The sequence below is a fragment of the Dictyoglomus sp. genome, assembly GCF_049968615.1.
Lineage (GTDB): Bacteria > Dictyoglomota > Dictyoglomia > Dictyoglomales > Dictyoglomaceae > Dictyoglomus > Dictyoglomus turgidum.
Genome location: NZ_JBMFQK010000001.1, coordinates 284,197 through 303,176, shown reverse-complemented (window position 1 = coordinate 303,176; position 18,980 = coordinate 284,197). Strand labels below are relative to the sequence as shown.

At 34.4% G+C, this 18,980-nt stretch carries 17 protein-coding genes; 11 read left to right on the top strand and 6 right to left on the bottom strand.

Annotation, left to right across the window (positions count from 1 at the left end; translation table 11 throughout):
- The first annotated feature begins 57 nt into the window (after positions 1–57).
- The 4 genes from ACP5QL_RS01555 to ACP5QL_RS01540 all read left to right on the top strand — a co-directional run bounded on the left by ACP5QL_RS01555 (position 58) and on the right by ACP5QL_RS01540 (position 4,930).
- Positions 58–1,737: a 2-oxoacid:acceptor oxidoreductase subunit alpha gene (locus tag ACP5QL_RS01555; RefSeq protein ID WP_428125020.1), complete on the top strand. Its 1,680-nt coding sequence runs from the start codon at positions 58–60 to the stop codon at positions 1,735–1,737.
- Positions 1,734–2,588 (top strand): 2-oxoacid:ferredoxin oxidoreductase subunit beta, encoded by an 855-nt coding sequence (locus tag ACP5QL_RS01550; RefSeq protein ID WP_272995181.1) that lies wholly within the window; start codon positions 1,734–1,736, stop codon positions 2,586–2,588. Before ACP5QL_RS01555 ends, ACP5QL_RS01550 begins: the two co-directional genes overlap by 4 nt.
- Before the next feature lie 88 nt (positions 2,589–2,676).
- A complete protein-coding gene (locus ACP5QL_RS01545; protein WP_012584024.1) occupies positions 2,677–3,927 on the top strand; it encodes a 6-phospho-beta-glucosidase in 1,251 nt (416 codons plus the stop codon).
- Between the two features lie 22 nt (positions 3,928–3,949).
- A complete protein-coding gene (locus ACP5QL_RS01540; protein ID WP_012584023.1) occupies positions 3,950–4,930 on the top strand; it encodes an N-acetylglucosamine kinase in 981 nt (326 codons plus the stop codon).
- On the opposite strand, the gene ACP5QL_RS01535 is transcribed toward ACP5QL_RS01540, so the two are convergent.
- Positions 4,892–6,391 (bottom strand): alpha-amylase family glycosyl hydrolase, encoded by a 1,500-nt coding sequence (locus ACP5QL_RS01535; protein WP_012584022.1) that lies wholly within the window; start codon positions 6,389–6,391, stop codon positions 4,892–4,894. The two genes, ACP5QL_RS01540 and ACP5QL_RS01535, sit on opposite strands and share 39 nt — an antisense overlap.
- A 293-nt stretch (positions 6,392–6,684) precedes the next feature.
- Here ACP5QL_RS01535 and ACP5QL_RS01530 point away from each other — a divergent pair, with 293 nt between their 5' ends.
- Positions 6,685–7,665: a radical SAM/SPASM domain-containing protein gene (locus ACP5QL_RS01530; RefSeq protein WP_012584021.1), complete on the top strand. Its 981-nt coding sequence runs from the start codon at positions 6,685–6,687 to the stop codon at positions 7,663–7,665.
- Between the two features lie 4 nt (positions 7,666–7,669).
- Entirely contained in the window at positions 7,670–8,089 is a 420-nt protein-coding gene (locus ACP5QL_RS01525) for a M67 family metallopeptidase (RefSeq protein ID WP_012584020.1), read from the top strand.
- Here the strand turns inward: ACP5QL_RS01525 and ACP5QL_RS01520 are convergent.
- The 4 genes from ACP5QL_RS01520 to ACP5QL_RS01505 are packed head-to-tail and all read right to left on the bottom strand — an operon-like array spanning position 8,063 to position 12,661.
- Complete coding sequence (locus tag ACP5QL_RS01520; protein ID WP_012584019.1) at positions 8,063–9,019, bottom strand: ATP-binding protein; 957 nt, start codon at positions 9,017–9,019, stop codon at positions 8,063–8,065. The genes ACP5QL_RS01525 and ACP5QL_RS01520 overlap by 27 nt on opposite strands.
- Positions 9,019–9,216: a MoaD/ThiS family protein gene (locus ACP5QL_RS01515; protein ID WP_012584018.1), complete on the bottom strand. Its 198-nt coding sequence runs from the start codon at positions 9,214–9,216 to the stop codon at positions 9,019–9,021. Before ACP5QL_RS01515 ends, ACP5QL_RS01520 begins: the two co-directional genes overlap by 1 nt.
- A 19-nt stretch (positions 9,217–9,235) precedes the next feature.
- On the bottom strand, positions 9,236–11,416 hold the full coding sequence (locus ACP5QL_RS01510) for an alpha-galactosidase (protein ID WP_272995186.1): 2,181 nt from the start codon (positions 11,414–11,416) through the stop codon (positions 9,236–9,238).
- A gap of 42 nt (positions 11,417–11,458) precedes the next feature.
- On the bottom strand, positions 11,459–12,661 hold the full coding sequence (locus ACP5QL_RS01505; RefSeq protein ID WP_272995187.1) for a serpin family protein: 1,203 nt from the start codon (positions 12,659–12,661) through the stop codon (positions 11,459–11,461).
- A 165-nt stretch (positions 12,662–12,826) separates the two neighbouring features.
- Between ACP5QL_RS01505 and ACP5QL_RS01500 the strand changes: the two genes are divergently transcribed.
- From ACP5QL_RS01500 to ACP5QL_RS01480, 5 genes are all read left to right on the top strand, one after another.
- Positions 12,827–13,822 carry a sugar-binding protein gene (locus tag ACP5QL_RS01500; protein ID WP_012584015.1) on the top strand — a complete coding sequence of 332 codons (996 nt, stop codon included), beginning with the start codon at positions 12,827–12,829 and terminating at the stop codon, positions 13,820–13,822.
- A 98-nt stretch (positions 13,823–13,920) separates the two neighbouring features.
- A complete protein-coding gene (locus tag ACP5QL_RS01495) occupies positions 13,921–15,411 on the top strand; it encodes a sugar ABC transporter ATP-binding protein (RefSeq protein ID WP_353745317.1) in 1,491 nt (496 codons plus the stop codon).
- Between the two features lie 18 nt (positions 15,412–15,429).
- Positions 15,430–16,413, top strand: coding sequence for an ABC transporter permease (locus ACP5QL_RS01490; RefSeq protein WP_272995189.1), 984 nt, complete (start codon positions 15,430–15,432; stop codon positions 16,411–16,413).
- 33 nt (positions 16,414–16,446) lie between these two features.
- Positions 16,447–17,844 carry a DUF4388 domain-containing protein gene (locus ACP5QL_RS01485; protein ID WP_428125006.1) on the top strand — a complete coding sequence of 466 codons (1,398 nt, stop codon included), beginning with the start codon at positions 16,447–16,449 and terminating at the stop codon, positions 17,842–17,844.
- Positions 17,841–18,599 (top strand): metallophosphoesterase family protein, encoded by a 759-nt coding sequence (locus tag ACP5QL_RS01480; protein ID WP_272995192.1) that lies wholly within the window; start codon positions 17,841–17,843, stop codon positions 18,597–18,599. The genes ACP5QL_RS01485 and ACP5QL_RS01480 overlap by 4 nt, the downstream gene beginning before the upstream one ends.
- A 44-nt stretch (positions 18,600–18,643) precedes the next feature.
- On the opposite strand, the gene ACP5QL_RS01475 is transcribed toward ACP5QL_RS01480, so the two are convergent.
- On the bottom strand, positions 18,644–18,970 hold the full coding sequence (locus ACP5QL_RS01475; protein ID WP_273334085.1) for a hypothetical protein: 327 nt from the start codon (positions 18,968–18,970) through the stop codon (positions 18,644–18,646).
- Between the last annotated feature and the right edge of the window lie 10 nt (positions 18,971–18,980).

The following is an 18,980-nucleotide window of genomic DNA, read 5'->3' as shown; positions in this document are numbered from 1 at the left end:
CTATTTTTTTATCTTCAAATGTTATAATAGTTTAAAAAAATTGGGGGAATGATATTTATGGAATGTAAAATCCTGATAGGGGGAGAAGCAGGTCAGGGAATTCAGACTGTATCAAATATTCTTTCAAAATATTTTTTTAGGATTGGCTATTATGTATTTACTGTTGAAAGCTATCAATCTCGTATTAGGGGTGGGCATAACTATAGTCTCCTTAGGATATCCGACAGACCCATATATGCCATTGATGATGATAAAATAGACATTCTTATTGCTTTAAATTTGGAAACTATTAAGTTGCATATTCCTGAAGTAAAGAGAGAAGGGTATATCCTCTGCGATGAGAACATAAACACAGAAGATTTTCCTAAGGAAGACAGAATTATTAAAATCCCTGTTAGGAGGATAACCCAAGAATTAAAGTCAAGACTTGTAGAAAACACCATCTTTTGTGGAGCTCTTCTTGCATTAAGTAGGGGAGATATGGAGGAAATGAAAAGGGTTATTTCTGAAGGTTTCAAAGAGGAGTATTTTGAAATAAATTTAAGAGCCTTGGAAGAAGGTTATAAACATACTCTAAATTTGGGAAAGAGTTGTGGGAAATTTCCTAAGAGAAATAGAGGTAAAAGATTACTAGTAAATGGGGCTGAGGCTGTAGGATTTGGAGCCATAGTTGCAGGTTGTAAATTTTTAGCTTCCTACCCTATGACTCCTGGTACAGCGGTTATGAACTTTATTGCAGAGCATGAATTGGATTTTGATATAGTGGTGGAACAGGCAGAAGATGAGATAGCTGCAATCAATATGGCAATTGGAGCTTTCTTTGCTGGGGCAAGGTCTATGGTTACTACTTCTGGTGGAGGTTTTGCTCTAATGGTAGAAGGGTTAAGTCTCTCAGGTATGACAGAAACACCAGTAGTTATTCATATAGGTCAGCGTCCAGGACCTGCGACAGGACTTCCCACAAGAACTGAACAAGGTGATCTAAATTTTGTGGTTCATGCAGGACATGGTGAGTTTGCAAGATACATCACTGCTCCAAGAGATCAAAAGGATGCTTTTTATAAAACCATAAAGGCCTTTGAACTTGCTGAAAAATATCAAATCCCATCTATAATTCTTACCGATCAATACCTAATTGACTCCAAAGCAGTAATAGAAGGATTGATTCCGCCTTCTGAAATAAAGTCCTATAGGACAAAAGGTAATGCTGATTACTTAAGACATAGAATTACTGAAGACGGGATTTCTCCCTTTGCTATTCCAGGAGAATCAGAAGCTCTTGTGATTACCGATAGTGATGAACATGATGAAGAGGGGCATATAACAGAAGACCTTGAAATTAGGAAGAAAATGGTAGAAAAGAGGATGAAGAAAAAAGAACTTTTACTAAAAGAGATTGAGGAACCCCTATTCTTTGGTGTGGATAATCCCGAATTTGTATTTATCGGATGGGGATCTACTTATGGCGTAATAAGGGAGGGAATAGAGAGGCTAATTAATGAAGGTTACCCTATTGGGCATCTACATTTTTCCGATGTGTATCCTATAGCTAAAGAATCCTTGGAGAAATTTAAGGGAAGGAAACTTTATACCATAGAACAGAATTATCAAGGACAATTTGCTGCTTTATTGAGAAAGGAAACGGGTATAAATGTGGAGAGAGGAGTAGTTAAATATAATGGATTTCCCTTTTATGTGGAAGAGATTATAAAGGGGGTAAAGGAGATAATGGGATGAGAATAGAGGATTTTGAAAACAATCAAATACCTGCATGGTGTCCTGGATGTGGAAATTGGTCTATCTTAAATTGTTTGAAAAGGGTTCTTTCTGAATTAGAAATTAAACCTAAGGATCTTCTTATGGTCTCAGGAATAGGTCAGGCAGCAAAGGCACCCCATTATTTTAAATGCAATCTTTTTAATGGACTTCATGGAAGGGATATTCCTGCTGCTGTGGGAGCTAAAATTGCTAATAAAGATTTAATAGTAATTTGCGAGTCTGGAGATGGAAATACCTATGGAGAGGGTGGTAATCATCTTATACATAACATTAGGAGAAATTTAAATATAAAGGTTTTTGTCCATAATAACCAAATTTATGGTCTTACAAAAGGACAAGCATCGCCTACAAGTGATCAAGGAATGAAAACAAAGGTACAGCCCTTAGGGGTTCCTTATAAGCCCCTAAATCCTATAGCCTTAGCCATATCTCAGGGGGCATCTTTTGTGGCAAGGTCTTTTTCAGGAGATCCAGATCATTTAGTGGAGATGATGAAGCAAGCTATTTTACACAAAGGTTTTGCTTTGCTTGATATTCTTCAGCCCTGTGTTACCTTTAATAGGATAAATACCTATCAATGGTATAAGGAAAGAATTTATAAACTTGGTCCAGATTATGATCCTACAGATGTTATGAAGGCTTTTGAAAAGGCTTTAGAATGGGGGGATAAAATACCTATTGGGATTATCTATAAAAACGAAAGACAAACTTTTGAGGAAATTTTACCTCAACTAAAAGGTGAACCCCTTTATAAGAAGGTTAGATCGCCTGTTGAGGTTTTTGAAAAGATAGTAAAAGAGTTTCAGTAAAATTAAAAATATATTTAGTAAACATACTTTACAAAAATTTTGGGGTGGTTTATAATATCTTTAAACTTGTTTTGAGGAGGTTTACCTCATGAAGGTAGTTGTTATTGGAGGAGGGAGTACCTACACCCCAGAATTGATTGAGGGATTTTTTGATATATGGGATAAAGTTGATTCCTTAGAAATAGTTCTTATGGATATAGATGAAAATAGGTTAAATATTGTCTATGAGTTTTTGAAGAGAATGATCCATAAAGTCAAAGCTAAAATAGATCTTAAAAAATCCACTGATCTTGATAAGATACTTCCTGGAGCTGATTTTATAATAAATCAAATCAGAGTAGGAGGAAACAAAGCAAGACTTCTTGATGAAACAATTCCTTTAGAATTTAACCTTTTAGGACAAGAGACTACAGGCCCTGGTGGCTTTGCTAATGCATTAAGAACTATTCCTGTGGTTTATAATATTGCTAAGAAAGTTGAAAACTATGCTCCAAATTCCTATTTTATTAATTTTACAAATCCTTCAGGAATCATAACTGAGATGCTCTTAAATTATACAAAGGTAAAGGCTATAGGTTTGTGTAATGTTCCTATAAATTTTCAAAAGTTTTTTGCAGACCTTGCTGAGGTAGATATGAAAGAGGTTTTTTTAGATTATTTTGGGTTAAATCATTTAAGTTTTGTAAGAAGGATTTTTGTTAGAGGTGAAGATAGAACCAGCGAACTTTTGGAGAAGGCAAAAGAGAAAGCTTCAGATTCGGAAAAGAAAATAATAGATTACTTAAAGATGTTTCCTAATTATTATCTTAGATATTATTACTTTCGAGAAGAGATGGTTGAAGAGCTAAAGCATAAACCTAAGAGGGCTGAAGAAGTTATGAAAGTAGAGGAAGACCTTTTAAAGCTTTATCAAGATCCAAATCTTGATACAAAACCAATGGAGCTTTCTAAAAGAGGAGGGGCTTTATATTCTAAGGCTGCTGTAAACTTAATATCACATCTTTATGGCTTGCAGGAAGGTTTTCAAATAATCAATGTGAGAAACGATGGAAGTATTCTTGATCTTCCTCAAGATAGCGTAGTAGAGATACCTGTTTATGTACAAAAAGATAGATTTCACAGATATGTTATCGGGGGTTTACCTATAGAAGTTAGAGGATTAATACAAGCGGTAAAAGTTTATGAGAGGCTAACCATTGAGGCAGCTATGGAAGGTTCGTATAAAAAAGCTCTCTTAGCTCTTTCTCAACATCCCCTTATTTCTTCTCTTTCTCTTTCTGAAAAACTGTTAAATAAATTAATAGAGGTGAATAAAGGACTCTTTCCAGAATTGAAGTAATATAAAAAGGAGAAGATTGAAGATGAAGTATTTTCTCGGAGTGGATGCGGGGGGAACAAAGACGGAAGCTGTTATTTTGGATGGGGAAGGAAGGATAGTAGGTATTGGGAGGTCTGGTCCTGGGAATTATGAGGGAATAGGAGTTGAAGAAGCAAAAAGAAATTGGATTTTAGCAATTGAAAAGGCAAAGGGGGAAAGAAGGAATATAGAGTTTGAGGTTGCCTGTTTTGGGCTTGCTGGAGCAGATTTTCCCGAAGATTTTATTATGCTTGAGAAGGAGATTAAAGAACTTAATATAGCAAAGGAATTTATAGTGGAGAATGATGCTCCCATTGCTCTTAGAGCTGGAAACAAAGAGTTTTGGGGAGTAATTATTGTGATGGGAACGGGAAATAATGGTTATGGAAGAGCAAAGAATGGTAGATGGTATAGGTATTTTGGTGAGGGATATATTTTTGGAGATTGGGGTGGCGCTTCTTCTATAGTACAAGAGATGCTTTTTCATGCTTTTAGATCCTATGATGGAAGGGGAGAAAAGACATTATTAGAAGACATTGTTCTTAACTTTTTTAATGAAAAGGATTATGTTGATCTTGCTAAAAGACTCTATTATAATCCCTCAGAATATAACAAGGCATTAGAACTTGCTCCTTTACTCTTTGAGGCTGTAAGAATGGGGGATAAGGTAGCCATAAAAATTGTAGAAAGGGTTGTAGATGAGACTGTTATTTCAGCTTATAATCTTATGAAAAAACTAGATCTTTTAAGGGAAGAAACTCCTGTGGTTCTTGCAGGAAGTGTTTATAAAGGAGCAGAATGGCTTCCCGAATATATTCAGGGAAAGTTAAGGGTTTATGCAGAAAAGTGTAAAGTAATCCCTCTTAAGATTCCACCAGCTGTAGGAGCAGTACTTATTGCTTATGAGAAAGGAGGCTGTGTCCTAACGGATGAAATTTGGGATTACTTATGGAATTTTGATTATAACAGTGCTATAAGAACCTAAAATCACTTTGTTATTATTAAGTTTAGCGTTTCTAATATAGAGAATATCCTCATTTTTTACGCTAAAACTAAGGTTAAAGGTGGTTTCTACTCTATTTAGATTGTGAATAACTATTAATCCTTCGTTGTTTAGTTCTCGCTTATAGGCAAGGATAGATTTGTCTTGAGTTTCTATCCTCTCAATACTTCCCAGAGATAAAGCTTTATATTTACTTCTTAACTCTAAAATTCTTTTGTAGTGATTATATATACTATTAGGATCTTTTTCTTCCGTATCAAAGGCTATACCGTTTCCTATAAAATTATATCTTGGGATGATCCAATAGGTCTGATACTTGGATTTCATATCATCGGTCCATTTGAAGGGCTCCCTTATATACTCATCAGGTTTTGCTCCCTCCATTCCTATTTCTTCTCCATAATATATAAAAGGAGTTCCTGGTAAAGTCAAATAAATAGATCCAGCAAGAATACTCTTATCTATGCTTCCTCCGAAAGATGTTCTAACTCTTACTTGATCATGGTTTCTCAAAAAGATGGCATCAATAAAGTTAGGATTGCTTTCTTTAAAAAGTTCTCTTTCAAATTGTAGGAATTCTATAAGTCCTAAGTCTCTTTGGTTTGCTACAGAATTTATTATTTTATCAGCAAGGGGAAAATTAAAGTTTGATGGTAAACCTTTGTAATATTCTGCTATCTTATACTCATTATCCCAAACCTCACCTACAAGATAAATATCAGGTTTTATACCTTTTAGATATGAGTAGAACTCCTTCCACCATTGGATGTTTTTATAGTCATCATCGTAGATATGTTTGACTGCATCAAGTCTAAATCCATCAACACCCTTTTCTATCCAGAATTTTGCAATCTTCTTAACCTCTTCTCTTACTTTGGGATTGTCAAAATTTAGATCAGGCATTTCTGACCAAAATAATGCATAGTAGTATCCTGTGGGTTTTTGATACCATAAATTAGGATTTTTATCAGGCTTTTTTGGACTCCATATATAATAGTCCCTATAAGGGGAAGTGTAAGAAGATGTAGCAGAGACAAACCAAGGATGTCTAGAAGAAGTATGGTTTATTACTAAATCAAGAATAATTTTAATATTTTTTTCATGGGCTTTTTTTACCAAATTTTCAAAATCTTCTAAGGTACCATAAGCGGGATGAATATCATAATAATCAGTAACGTCATAGCCATGATAACTTATTGAGGGAAAGATGGGCATCAACCATAAAGCATTAATATTTAGATTTTTAAAGTAGTCTAATTTCTCTATAAGTCCATTTATATCTCCTACCTTGTCTTCGTCACTGTCTGCAAAGGATCTTACAAATACCTCATAGAAGATGGAATCTTTATACCAGGGTTCATTATATCCATGAATATAGGTTATAAAAATTAAGAGTATAAATATGAGGACAAAAGCTTTCTTAATGAAGAACTTTTTTCTCATTTTTCACCTCTATTAACATGTGTTAATAATTTTTGATTTTAGAAGCCCGGGTGGATAAAATCCATATTCCCGGGCTTTTTTCCTACCCTACGCTTCTTGAATAGAGTTTAACACAGATTTAGTTTCTTTGTCAAAAGGTATTGGTATTGGTTACATTATAGTTTTTTCATTATTAGTATTTTTCACATTTGGAAATTTGGTTTTGTAATTGAGTTTTCATGTGGTTTTGACATAAAAATTTTATTAATAGTAAAATATAACAGACTATTATAAAACTGTGAAGGGAGGTTGATATATTCATTACTAATATTATTTGGATCCTTGACATAAGATGTAATTTAAATTGTCCTCACTGTTATGTCCATAGGAGGAATTGGGAGAGAAGAATCTCAAAAAAGAGAGCCTTAAAACTGATAGAAGAAGTAAAGGAACTATCCATTAAAAGTATAGATTTCACAGGAGGGGAACCTCTTTTAATAGAAGATCTTTTTGAATATATAGAAAAGGCTCGTTCTTTAGGACTTGAAGTGTCTTTGAATTCTAATGTTCTTCTGCTTACCAGGGAAATAGCGAAGTTTTTGAAAGACAATAATGTATATCTTTATGTTTCTATTGATGGCTCTAATAGAGAGACTTTTGAAAAGATGAGGGGTAGAGGTAATTTTGACAAGCTGTTAAATAGTATAGACTTAATCAATGAATTTGCTATTCCTTATTCCATAATTTTTTCTATTTCTTCCTTGAATTATTATGACGCTAAAAATATGGTAAAATTTGCTAAGAATATTGGGGCAAAAGATCTTTGTATGATACCAGTAATTCCCTCTGGAGAAGCTAAGAACACAGGAATCTATATAGATTCCAAAATCTTAATAGATACCATTAGGGAAGTTTCTTATGAGGCTGAGAAGGAAGAATATCCCGTAATACTTTGGTGTGTGCCTTTTATGAAGAGTATGAAACTCTCAAACTATGTTATTGTAGATGAATGCCATGTTTTTGATTGTATAGATCTTGCTCCTACAGGTGATATTATGCTTTGTGACGTACTGGATATGCCTCTTTCTGAAATAAGGACAAAATCTCTTTCTGAAGCATTAAGAGAAGTGGAACGGAATGGATTTTATAAGTTACTTAAAGAAAGATATAAACTTTGTTTTGGTTGCGGTGTAGCAGAATTCTGTAAAGGGGGGTGTTATGCGAGATCTTATATAGTAGAGAGGGATATTAGTAAACCAGATCCTTATTGTCCTAAGGTTTTGTCTTTTTTATAAGATAATGGAAATTTATCTTCCTAAGGATATTTTTAAGATGCTTGTTGTACATTCCATCCATGAATATCCCTTTGAGGCGTGTGGAATTCTTGGGGGTGAGGTGGGAGCTTCTCAAATTATCGTTAAAAGCTATTTTACGACTAAGAATGTTTCTTCAGATCCTTATAGAGAATATCTTATAGATCCATGGGAAGAGATTAAAATTTTAAGATTTATAGAGAAAATTGGGCAAAACTTTATAGGGGTTTATCATTCCCATCCTGAAGGAGGACAGTATTTGTCAGAAAAGGACAAAAATAGTATGATTCCAGAGATATGTTATTTAGTTTTTTCTTTGAGAATTAATACTAATCCCACCATAAAACTTGATGCTTATTTTAAAAAAGATGAGGATATATTAAATTTGCCCATAAGAATCTTTTAACTTTATTACAAATTCTTTTATCCGTAGAGGTTCTAAATTTGCCTTTGTCATTTGCCTGCAAAATCCGCATATTTCTGAGGTAGTAGGTTGTCCACAGATTTTACAATTATTTAGCTTTATATCTCTTTTTTCTGGGCTAAAATAAATTTTTCCTTTTTCTAAAAAACCAAAATAAAATTGTTCTTTTGTTCCGGGGGAATCCCTTTCAATGATATTTAAGATTTCCTTATATTTAAGAGATTGAGCATCTATGGACATAGGACATTCGTCAATTATGTATTCAATTTTCTTCATAATACAATAGGCAGAGGTTTCGTACTCTGAGACTCTATAAAGGGGCTTAACTTTTCTTGCAAATCCAACCTCATCTTCAAGGAGTATTGGAGAGTGAGCTTTAAGATAGTCTATTTGCCAATGAAGGATGTTTCCAAGGAGAGTTGCAGATTCGTCATCAAGATTGTGTCCTGTGGCAATCACATTATATTTTAATTCCAGAGCAGCTAAGTTCATTATGTACCTCTTTATTACGCCACAAGTAGCGCAGGGGGTTTTTCTATTTTTATGAGCAATTTCTTTTATTCCTAAACCATATAGGTCCTTTATAGAGATGATATGGAGTTTTAAGTTTTTACTTTCTGCAAATTTTTTAACAGTTTCCTTTGATTTCTCAGAATATTCTGAAATTCCAAGATCGATATGTAAGCCATCAGCTTTATATCCTAAGGAAATTAAAATATCCCATAGGGCAAGGCTGTCCTTTCCTCCGGAGACTGCAACAAGGATTTGGTCATTTTTTTCAAACATCTTATATTTTTTAATAGCTTTCTCTACTTGTCCATATATATATTCTATAAAATGTTCCTTACAAAAGGCAGTATTATGCCTTCTTATATATATGCTTGCTTCATTATGACACTTAGTACAGTGCATTACCTTCCTCCAGAAATCACGGGTATGATTTCTATCTCTTCATCATCTCTTACTATTTTGTCGGGGGTAAGAATCTCTTCTCCCTTTATTACAAGAGCTGTTTCTGGGTTTATATTTAGGACCTTAAATATTTCCCTTACTTTAAGATCTCCTTTAATCTCCCTTATCTCATTATTTCTACGTATAATTACCCTCATTTCACAGAACTCCTCCTTTTTAAGATTTTTCTTTTAATATAAAAGCGAAAGAATCAAAATCTCTCATAGGAGGTATATTTATACCAATGTTCATAAGTTCATCTCCATAGTATTCCTTGTCGGTACCCTCGATTATATATTTTTTGTTGGGATCTAATCCATCAAGTTTAAGCTTTTTAAAAGGAGGATTAGGTTCAGCTAACATATTTACATAAACCACAAAAGCCTCTTTTTTATCAGGAGTAACAAACATCCAAGAAGCAGAGTTTTCCTCAAAGGGGCTTACAAGTCTGTAGAGGTCACCCTCAAAGACAATATGCCATATTCTTTTATATATCTCTATTTGTTCTTTTACTAATTCCTTTTCCTCAGGAGTTAATTTTGTAAGATCCATTTCGTATCCAAATACACCAGACATGGCTACATAGCCTCTGGTTTTTAAGGGAGTTATTCTTCCTACCTGATGATTGGGAACTGCAGATACATGGGCTCCAATGGTGGATGCTGGATATACTATACTGGTTCCCCATTGTATCTTTAATCTTTCTATAGCATCGGTGTCATCACTGGTCCAAATTTGAGGCATATAATAGAGAATTCCGGGGTCAAATCTGCCTCCTCCTCCTGAGCATCCCTCAAAGAGGATATAGGGAAATTCTGAAATAAGTTCCTCCATCATTTCATATAAAGCTAACACATATCTATGAAATACTTCTTTTTGTCTTTCTGGAGGGAGAGCAAGAGAACCTACTTCAGTTAAAGGTCTATTCATGTCCCATTTGATATATTCTATAGGTGCATTTTTTATAATCTCTTTCATCATTCTTAATATTTCTTCTCTTACTTCTTTTCTCGTGATGTCAAGCACATACTGATTTCTACATTGAGAGAGAGTTCTTCCCCTAACTTGTATACACCAATCAGGATGTTTTCTATATAGTTCGCTATCAGGAGAAACCATTTCAGGCTCAAACCAAAGTCCAAATTTAAGTCCTATCTCATTTAATTTTTTGCCCAATCCGTCAAGTCCGTTAGGTAATTTTCTTTTGTCCACATACCAATCTCCAAGAGAACTTGTATCATCGTCTCTTCTTCCAAACCATCCATCATCAAGGACAAAAAGTTCAATTCCAAGTTCTTTAGCCTCTTTAGCTAAGGAGAGAAGTTTTTCTTCATTTATATTAAAATAAACTGCCTCCCATGTGTTTACAAGAATAGGTCTTCTTTTATCTCTATAAACTCCTCTCACAAGTCTTTTTCTATATAATCTGTGATAAGTTCTAGACATTTCTCCTATTCCTTGAGAGGAATAAACCATTACTACTTCTGGTGTTTGAAAACTTTCACCCTTTTCAAGAATCCATGTAAATTCAAAGGGATTAATACCCATAGTGACTCTTGTGGTATTAAATTGATCCACCTCTACGTTTGCTGCAAAGTTTCCACTATATACTAAGCTAAATCCATATACATCGCCATGTTTCTCAGTAGCATCTTTGGAGAGTAAAGCTATAAAGGGGTTGTGTTGGTGAGAGCTTTCTCCACGGGAGCTTTCAATTACTTTTATGCCATGCATCAATGGTACTCTCTCTACGTATCTTTCCCTTGCCCATGATCCCCAAAGATGAAGAAGATCAAAATTACAATGATCAAAGTCAACACAAGTACTTAGAGCTCTTAATATCTTTAGTTTTTGATTTCCCTCATTTATAAATTTAATGCTTCTTGTGATTACGTTATAATCTTTATAAACGGTGTATAATAGAATGACTCTTAAGTTTATAAGTTCATCTGCAAGTTCTAATTCAAGGGTTTCTGCCTCATCTTCGTCTTCTACGTATGTTGCGGGTAAACCTTCAAGCTTAGGCTTTCCTTTATATATTCTGTAGTTGTTAAAAACTAAATGGGTTATTCGGGAACCGTCTTCTTGCTCTACTTGAAAGGCTGGATGTCTGAAATCAGAATTTCCATACGAAGGATACTCTAATAGCATTCTGTCAAAAGTGAAGGATTTGTCATTAGGATCTGGATTTGCCCCAAAGGGAGAGGTGATAAAAGCTTCTGAGAAATGAGAATGGTTTAGTCTTTTCCCCCAGTAAAGATGTACAGGATATTTGTTTTTAAAGATTTTTATAATATAACTGGAATCTCCTGCCATTAAGTGAAAAATATTATTTTCTCTATCATATATTATAGGCATTTTATCACCTCAAATTATTTTTTTATTAATATTACCAAAAAATCAAGGTTCTATAAATCTCCCCATGAAGAGAATTGTATTTGTGGGCTTATGAATTATGAAAAAGAGAAATGGATGATCAGCTTTGAATACTTTAGGGCCTAATCCTATACTTTTTCCTGACATTATAACTGCTGTTGCTGCAGCTGCCTCGGTTCCTTCTTCGTTAACTTCTATGAAGGATTGGTGAATTACTTTACTTATGTAAAGGTCTTTATCTCCTGTCATTCCTGAAAAGTCTGCAAGCATATCAATAAAAGCATCGGTCATTCCAAGTTTCATTAAAGCTTCATTTAAGATATATCTTTTCTCTATTTTAAATCTGGGAATATATAAATCTACTTTTTCTTTCTCCATACTACGACTAATACTGTTTAACATATCATAAGTTAGATTTTTCTCAATTTTTGAAAGATTTCTTTCCTTAGGAAGGATTACCACCATAGAGAGTTCATCACCTGAGTAGGGAAGCTCAATAGCTTGAAGATTTTTATCTTCATAGTAATTAAACTCATTAATTTGGTGCATCATAGAAACCTTTAAGGTTTTATTTTCATTGAGGAAAAATGGCATTTCTCTTGTTTCTTCTTTATTAAAAGTGTACTTCCACTTGCCTTTAAAGTAGATAGCATTGACAAGGACAAGTCTTGTCATAGGATTGAGATCTTCTTTGTGTATTAGTTCTCTTATTTTTTGGTTTGTCCTGTCTTCTACCCATTTGTTTATCTCATTTCTTGCCTTTTCTCTATTAATTTCGTCTACAAAATCTACTAAATTAAATCCAGCAGAATAATATTTTTTAACAAGATCAAGAAAGTCTTCTTGGAAAGGATAATTAATCTGTCCCCATAGAGAGTTGGCAATGGCAAGTTGAAAATCACTTTTAGGGGTATTGAGTATGGAGTTTAGTTTTGAGAAGGCGAAATGTAATTCATCATCAGGCAAATTAAAATATAATACCTCTGACATTTGTTTTTTAGTGTTTCCCCTTGCACCAGCATAAGTCATGGCGAGAGCTGAAGATATGCTATAAGGTGAGATGAAAATATTTCCTCCTTCTTTTATAGTTAGTTTTTGATAGAGGTTCAGGCCAAAAAGGTTATTCCCCTTAGCTATGGTTAATAGATTTTTGTCCACGTTTTCGGCAAGAGCAAAGGAGAAAATAAGAAGAATTAACAAGACGAAAATTTTAGTTGTGTTTTTCATGGTAGTCTCCTAAAATTTTTATTGATTTATTATAACATTAAATTTAAAAATTATTCTACAAACTGAATAGGAAGGGGTGATATAGGGGTTAGAGTTCAGGTGAAAGATTTTCTTAAGGTTTCTTTATTTACGAGTCTTACTAACTAATTTAATGGGGGTGAGGTAATGAAAAAGCTTTTAGTAATTCTATTCATCGTTACGGTATTCCTTTTGATGGCTACTACAGCCCAGACTCCTAAAAAACTCGTATTCGCATGGATTCCTAAAGCTTTGAATAACCCAGTATTTGAGCTTGGTAGAGACGGTGCTTTTAAGAGAGCAGAAGAACTATCTAAGAAAGGTCCTTATAAAGTAGAGGTTCTATATGTGGCATCAGTAGCTTCTGATGCTACGGAGCAAGCAAGAGTTGTGGAAGATGTCGTTGCAAGAAAGGTTGATGGGATAGCTATTTCTTGTAATGATCCTACCGCTTTGATAGATGTAATTAATAAGGCAGTTGAGGCAGGAATTCCGGTAATGACTTTTGACGCAGATTCTCCCAAGAGTAAGAGATTCACATATCTTGGAGTTAACAACTATGAGGGCGGTAAATGGGCTGCAAAACTCCTTGTAAAAGCTATGGGTACCAGTGGAGATGTGGCACTTTTAACTGGTGTACCTGGAGCTCTTAACTTAGAGGAAAGAATGAGAGGATTCAAAGATGAAATTAAGAAATATCCAAAGATAAAGATTGTTACTACTGTAGCTTGTTATGATGATATTAATAGAGGAGTACAGGTAGTAGAAGAGACTATGCAGAAGTATCCAAAGCTTAGAGGTTGGTTCTTTGTAGGACTTTGGCCCCTCTTTGCAGAAAGAGGATCTATGCCTCTTTGGGAAAAGGCTGCAAAGGCTAAGAAAGTATTTACTGTTGCTTTTGATACTCTTCCTGTGGAACTACAATTACTTAAAGAGGGATATCTTTGCGGTTTAGTAGGTCAAAAATATTGGGGTTGGGGTTATGATGCTATAGATATCCTTTATAGGAAAGTGGTAAATAACGAAAAGTTCCCAGATTGGATTGACTCTGGAATGGATATTGTAACCCAGAAAAATGTAGATGCAATGATTAGGGCATGGCTCTTGAAAGATTTCAAGACACCTCTTCCACCTCCATTCTAAACTAATGATACACTAAGAAGTATAGAGGGTACGGCTTTTTTAAGGCCGTACCCTCTTTTTAAATAAGGAGGTGAGTAAGCTTGGAGCCAATTTTAAGGATGGAGGGAATATCTAAAGCATTTCCAGGAGTTCAAGCTCTTGATAGGGTAGATTTTGAGGCATATGCTGGCGAGGTTATGGCACTTGTGGGAGAAAATGGTGCAGGTAAGTCAACCCTTGTGAAGATCTTAAGTGGAGTTTATAAAAGGGATTCAGGGAGGATTTATCTTGAAGGTAAGAGGGTTGAGATACAAGATCCTTATCATGCTCAGCTTTTAGGAATTAGTACTATTCATCAGGAATTGAATGTAACTCCTAATCAAACTGTGGCACAGAATATATTTCTTGGAAGGGAGATTAAGAGAAAAGGAATATGGGGTTTTCTTGGTTTTGTGGATAAAAAAGAAATAGAGGAGAGAGCAAAAAAGCTTTTAGAAAGGGTAGGAGCTAACATTCCTCCTGATGAGCTGGTTAAAAATCTCTCGGTAGCTCAGATCCAACTTGTAGAAATAGCAAAAGCTTTAGCTCTCAAGGCAAAAATAATAATTATGGATGAGCCTACCTCAGCTCTTGGTCCGGAAGAAGTAGAAAAACTTTTTGAAGTAATAAAGCAGTTGAAAGATCAGGGTATTGCTATTGTTTTCATTTCTCATAGATTGGAAGAGGTATTTAGAATTGCCGATAGAATAACCATATTAAGAGATGGTAAATTAGTGGGATATATGTCTAAGGACGAGGCTACACCGGACAAAGTTATTTATCTTATGGTAAATAGGCCTATTGGAGATATGTTTAAGAGGGAAGAAGGTATCAAGGGAGAGCCAATTCTTGAGGTTAGAAATTTGAGTAGTAATGTGGTTAAAAATGTTAGTTTCACTCTTTATAAAGGAGAGATTCTTGGAATTGCAGGACTTGTAGGTTCGGGAAGAACAGAACTTGTGAGACTGATTTTTGGTGCTGATCCTAAAAAATCAGGAGAGATTTTTATTGAGGGTAATAAAGTAGAGATAAATTCTCCTGAGGATGCTGTTAAATTTGGAATTGGATTAGTACCTGAGGATAGACAGAATCAAGGCTTGATATTAAATATGCCTATTAGAGAAAACATAGGAATAACAATTATAAAGAAATTATTAAAACTTTTGAATTTTGTTGATAAAGCTAAGCTTACAAAGATTTCAGAAGAATTTGTTAGGAGATTAAATATTAAGACTCCTTCGGTATTTGAGAAAGTTCTTTATCTTTCGGGAGGAAACCAACAAAAAGTAGTACTTTCAAAGTGGCTTGCTTCCGAGCCTAAGATACTTATTCTTGATGAACCTACTCGAGGAATAGACGTAGGAGCAAAGGCTGAGATACATGCGATTATGAGTCAACTTGCCAGATCTGGAATTTCTATAATCATGATATCTTCGGAAATGCCTGAAGTCCTTGCCATGAGCGATAGAATTCTTGTTATGAGTGAAGGAAAGATTGTAGCAGAAGTTTCAAGGGAAGAGGCCACGCAAGAAAAAATTATGGCATATGCCTCTGGAAATATAGTTAATTAAATGAGAGGAGGATTAGAAATGAAAGAGGGTGTGAAAAGTAAAAGGCTAATAAGAACTGGTAGGATTCAAGAGTTAGGAATATTGGTCATATTATTTTTACTATCTCTTTTTCTAAGCTTAACTACCGAAACATTTTTAACCTCTACAAATATATTTAATATATTACGGGCTTTTTCTTGGATTGCCATTAGTGGTTTTGGTATATTGATGGTTATTATTACTGGAGGAATAGATCTTTCTGTAGGTTCAGTAATGGCTATGGCAGGACTAATAACAGCCATGATGCTTAAAGCAAATTTTGGGGTTTTTCTCTCTATTCTTGGTGGAATATTTATTGGAGGATTAATAGGTTTTATAAATGGAATACTCATAAGTAAAACTAATCTTCCGCCCTTTATAGCTACTCTTGGTACTATGAATATTGCAAGGGGCTTTTGTTATGGAGTAACAGGTGGGTGGCCCGTTAGAGATCTTCCAAAATCCTTTAATTTCCTTGGCCAATATGATGTTCCCTTTTTAGGTGTAGGTATACCTCTTCCTGTAATATTTATGATAATTTTAGGAGTAATTACATCAATTTTTCTTAATAGAACCTCTTGGGGATATAAGATATATGCGGTTGGTGGAAATGAGCAGGCTGCAAGGCTTTCAGGTATTAATACTGGAAGAATAAAAATTTTAGTATATACTCTCTGTGGTGTTCTTACAGCTATTGGTGGTATTTTAATGACTGCAAGATTAGGCGTAGCTGCCCCAACAGCAGCTTTAGGTTATGAGCTTGATGTAATTGCTGCGGCAGTTATAGGTGGAGCTTCTCTTGCTGGAGGTGAAGGAACAGTTCTTGGAGTTATTATTGGAGCTGCTATTATGCAGGTTCTAAGAACAGGAATGGTACTTTTAGGTTTTCCAGCTTACTGGCAACCCTCAGCTATAGGTGCAATAATTATAGCAGCAATTATCTTTGATCAATATAGGAAAAGAAAAATGGGTTTACTAAGATAAAATTTATTTAGGAAGGGGAAAAGGGGGAATGTTATGGGTATAAGGGGAGATTTACAAAGTATTCCTCTTTGGGAATTACTTCAGACTCTTTCCATAGGAAGAAAGACAGGAAAGCTTGAAATAGATAACGGCTTAAAGAGGGTAGAGGTATTTTTTGAAAATGGTAAGATAGTTAATGTTAAAACTGGTTTTATAGAGGGATATAATGCAGTTTTGGGACTTGTGCTCTGGAATATAGGGGACTTTGTTTTTTATCCTGAAGAGAAGACCCAGAATAAAACTTTGAATTTAGATCCTCTTGAGATTATTGTAAATTTCTCTAAACATCTTGACTTAATGAACTATTTAAGCGACTTTGTGCTACTTCCTGTTAGAATGGATGGACTTGCTTTAGAAGAAGAAGTGGTATCTTCCTCTTTTGATGGTACTGCTAAAGTAAGGGATGTGGTTTTAAACTCACCATTAGGAGAGCTAAAAGCTCTTGAGTTAATTCAGAAATTGATAAGGGAGGGAAAGCTTCTTAGAGTAGACGATGATGAGAGGCTCTTCTGGATATATATACTATGGAGGTTTTGGAAATTTTTGATGCAGGAAGAAGGCAGAAGATACTTGATTAATGAAAGAGGGCTGAAAAAGGATATTCAGAGTTTTGTCTCTAAAATTCATGAGGATTTTTCAGGCTTGTTAGAGGATTTGATAAATTCTGAAAAGATGTCATGGCATTACTTCTATAGGCATTTGACAAGATTTGATTTTAATGAAGTGGAATTAGCTATAAGAAATGTATTTGATTTTCTGAATAAGTATGTGAAAAGTGAAATCGACAAGACAAAAGCTGAACAATTTTCGGTAGTATTAAAGGGTGAGGGAAATGATATATTTGTTCCTGTATGTAGAGATTTAAGGACAGATGAATTTGTGGTTTCTCTTTTCTTTGATGGAGAGAGAACTTTAAGGCAAGTTTTTGATTATTCTCCTTTAGAGAAAATATATACTCAAAATGTTATTGCTAATTTAACAATTAATAATTGTTTGATAAATGTGAAGAGTGACTATAAAATAGCTATGATTTATTCTTTCTATATTTTTTGGAATACTTTAAAAAGGGAACTAAAGGAAGAGAATTTGATCAAAGAGATTGAAAAAGCATGGAGTGAGTTTGTAGAAAGTTCTTTGCTTGATGTACGATATTTATTTAATCATATAGTGCTTGATAGAAGGCCTAACTTTATATATTTTTATAAAGAGAAGGACAAATACAGCGAAGATGAAATTAAAAACTTTATAGTTGAGGCTGGGGGATTGATTTATAGTGTGTTAGAGAGTAAACTAAGTAAATCTAATAAGGATGAAGTTTTTAATAAAATTATAAGGGAGATAGAAAGTAAAGTTGTAAAAGAGAAGGAGATATATATTAGTCTAATAAGATGAGAAATACAAGTAAAATATTAGCAATAATTTTTTTATTTATTAGTCTATATTCAACAATTTATGCTTTTACTTTTGCGGTAATTGGAGATAGAGCGGGAAGGCCTGTTTTTGGAGTTTTTGAAAGAAATCTTTCTGAAGTTGTAAAAAGAAAACCTGATTTTATAGTTCAGCTGGGAGATATTCTGGTAGAAAGTAGTGACGAAGAGTATCGGTATGTGGGAAGCATTTTAAAGAATGTAAGTGTACCCTTTTATATCGTTCCTGGGAATCATGATTTATATAAAGATCCTAAAGGGGCAAGGTTTCAAAGCTTTACTAAGAGACCCTTGTATTATTATTTTGACTATGAGAATGCAAGATTTATTATTCTGAATAACGCTTCGGGATCTCTTGGAAAGGTTCAGCTTGAATGGTTAATTGAAGTACTTAAGGGGACCAATAAGAAATATAAATTTGTTTTTATGCACCAACCAGTTATATCTCCAAGTTGGTTTTTCCTTTTTCACAAGGCAGATCCTGTAGAGTCTAAAATATTAATGAAATTATTTGAGGAATATCATGTAAATTATGTTTTTTCAGGGCATATTCATATGTATTATAGGAAAGAAATTAACGGAGTTGTTTATATCATCTCTGGAATTGGTGGCGCCCGTCCTTACATTTCATCGGACCTTGATGAGGGAAAGCCTCATTTTATTTTGATAAAAGTCAGCGATGAAGGTATAAATGAAGAAGTGGTTAGACTAAATTGGTAGAGCGAGAGGCTTAATAAAAGTAGCCTCTCGCTCTAATTTTTATGTTAGTAGTTTATAGAATCAAGCCAATAGGAACCTTCAAGAGTTTCTCCTGCTGGAGCATTTCCACCCATCAGGATTTTGATTCCAATTGCCTTTATTTTGGTTATATCTAATTGACCATCAGATCCTCCACCTGCCCAACTCCAATTTGGGTTATCAAAATTTAGTGTTACTTCTGTCCATGTTCCTACATTGCTGTCAGATACGTTGATCCAAGGTCCTGCTCCATAAGACCAATCACTGTCCTTTGCAAATATTTGTATGCCATTATTGGTTCCTTTTAAGTTAGGATCAATGTACATGTGTATTGTCAATGTTTTTCCAGTCATATCTACAGGT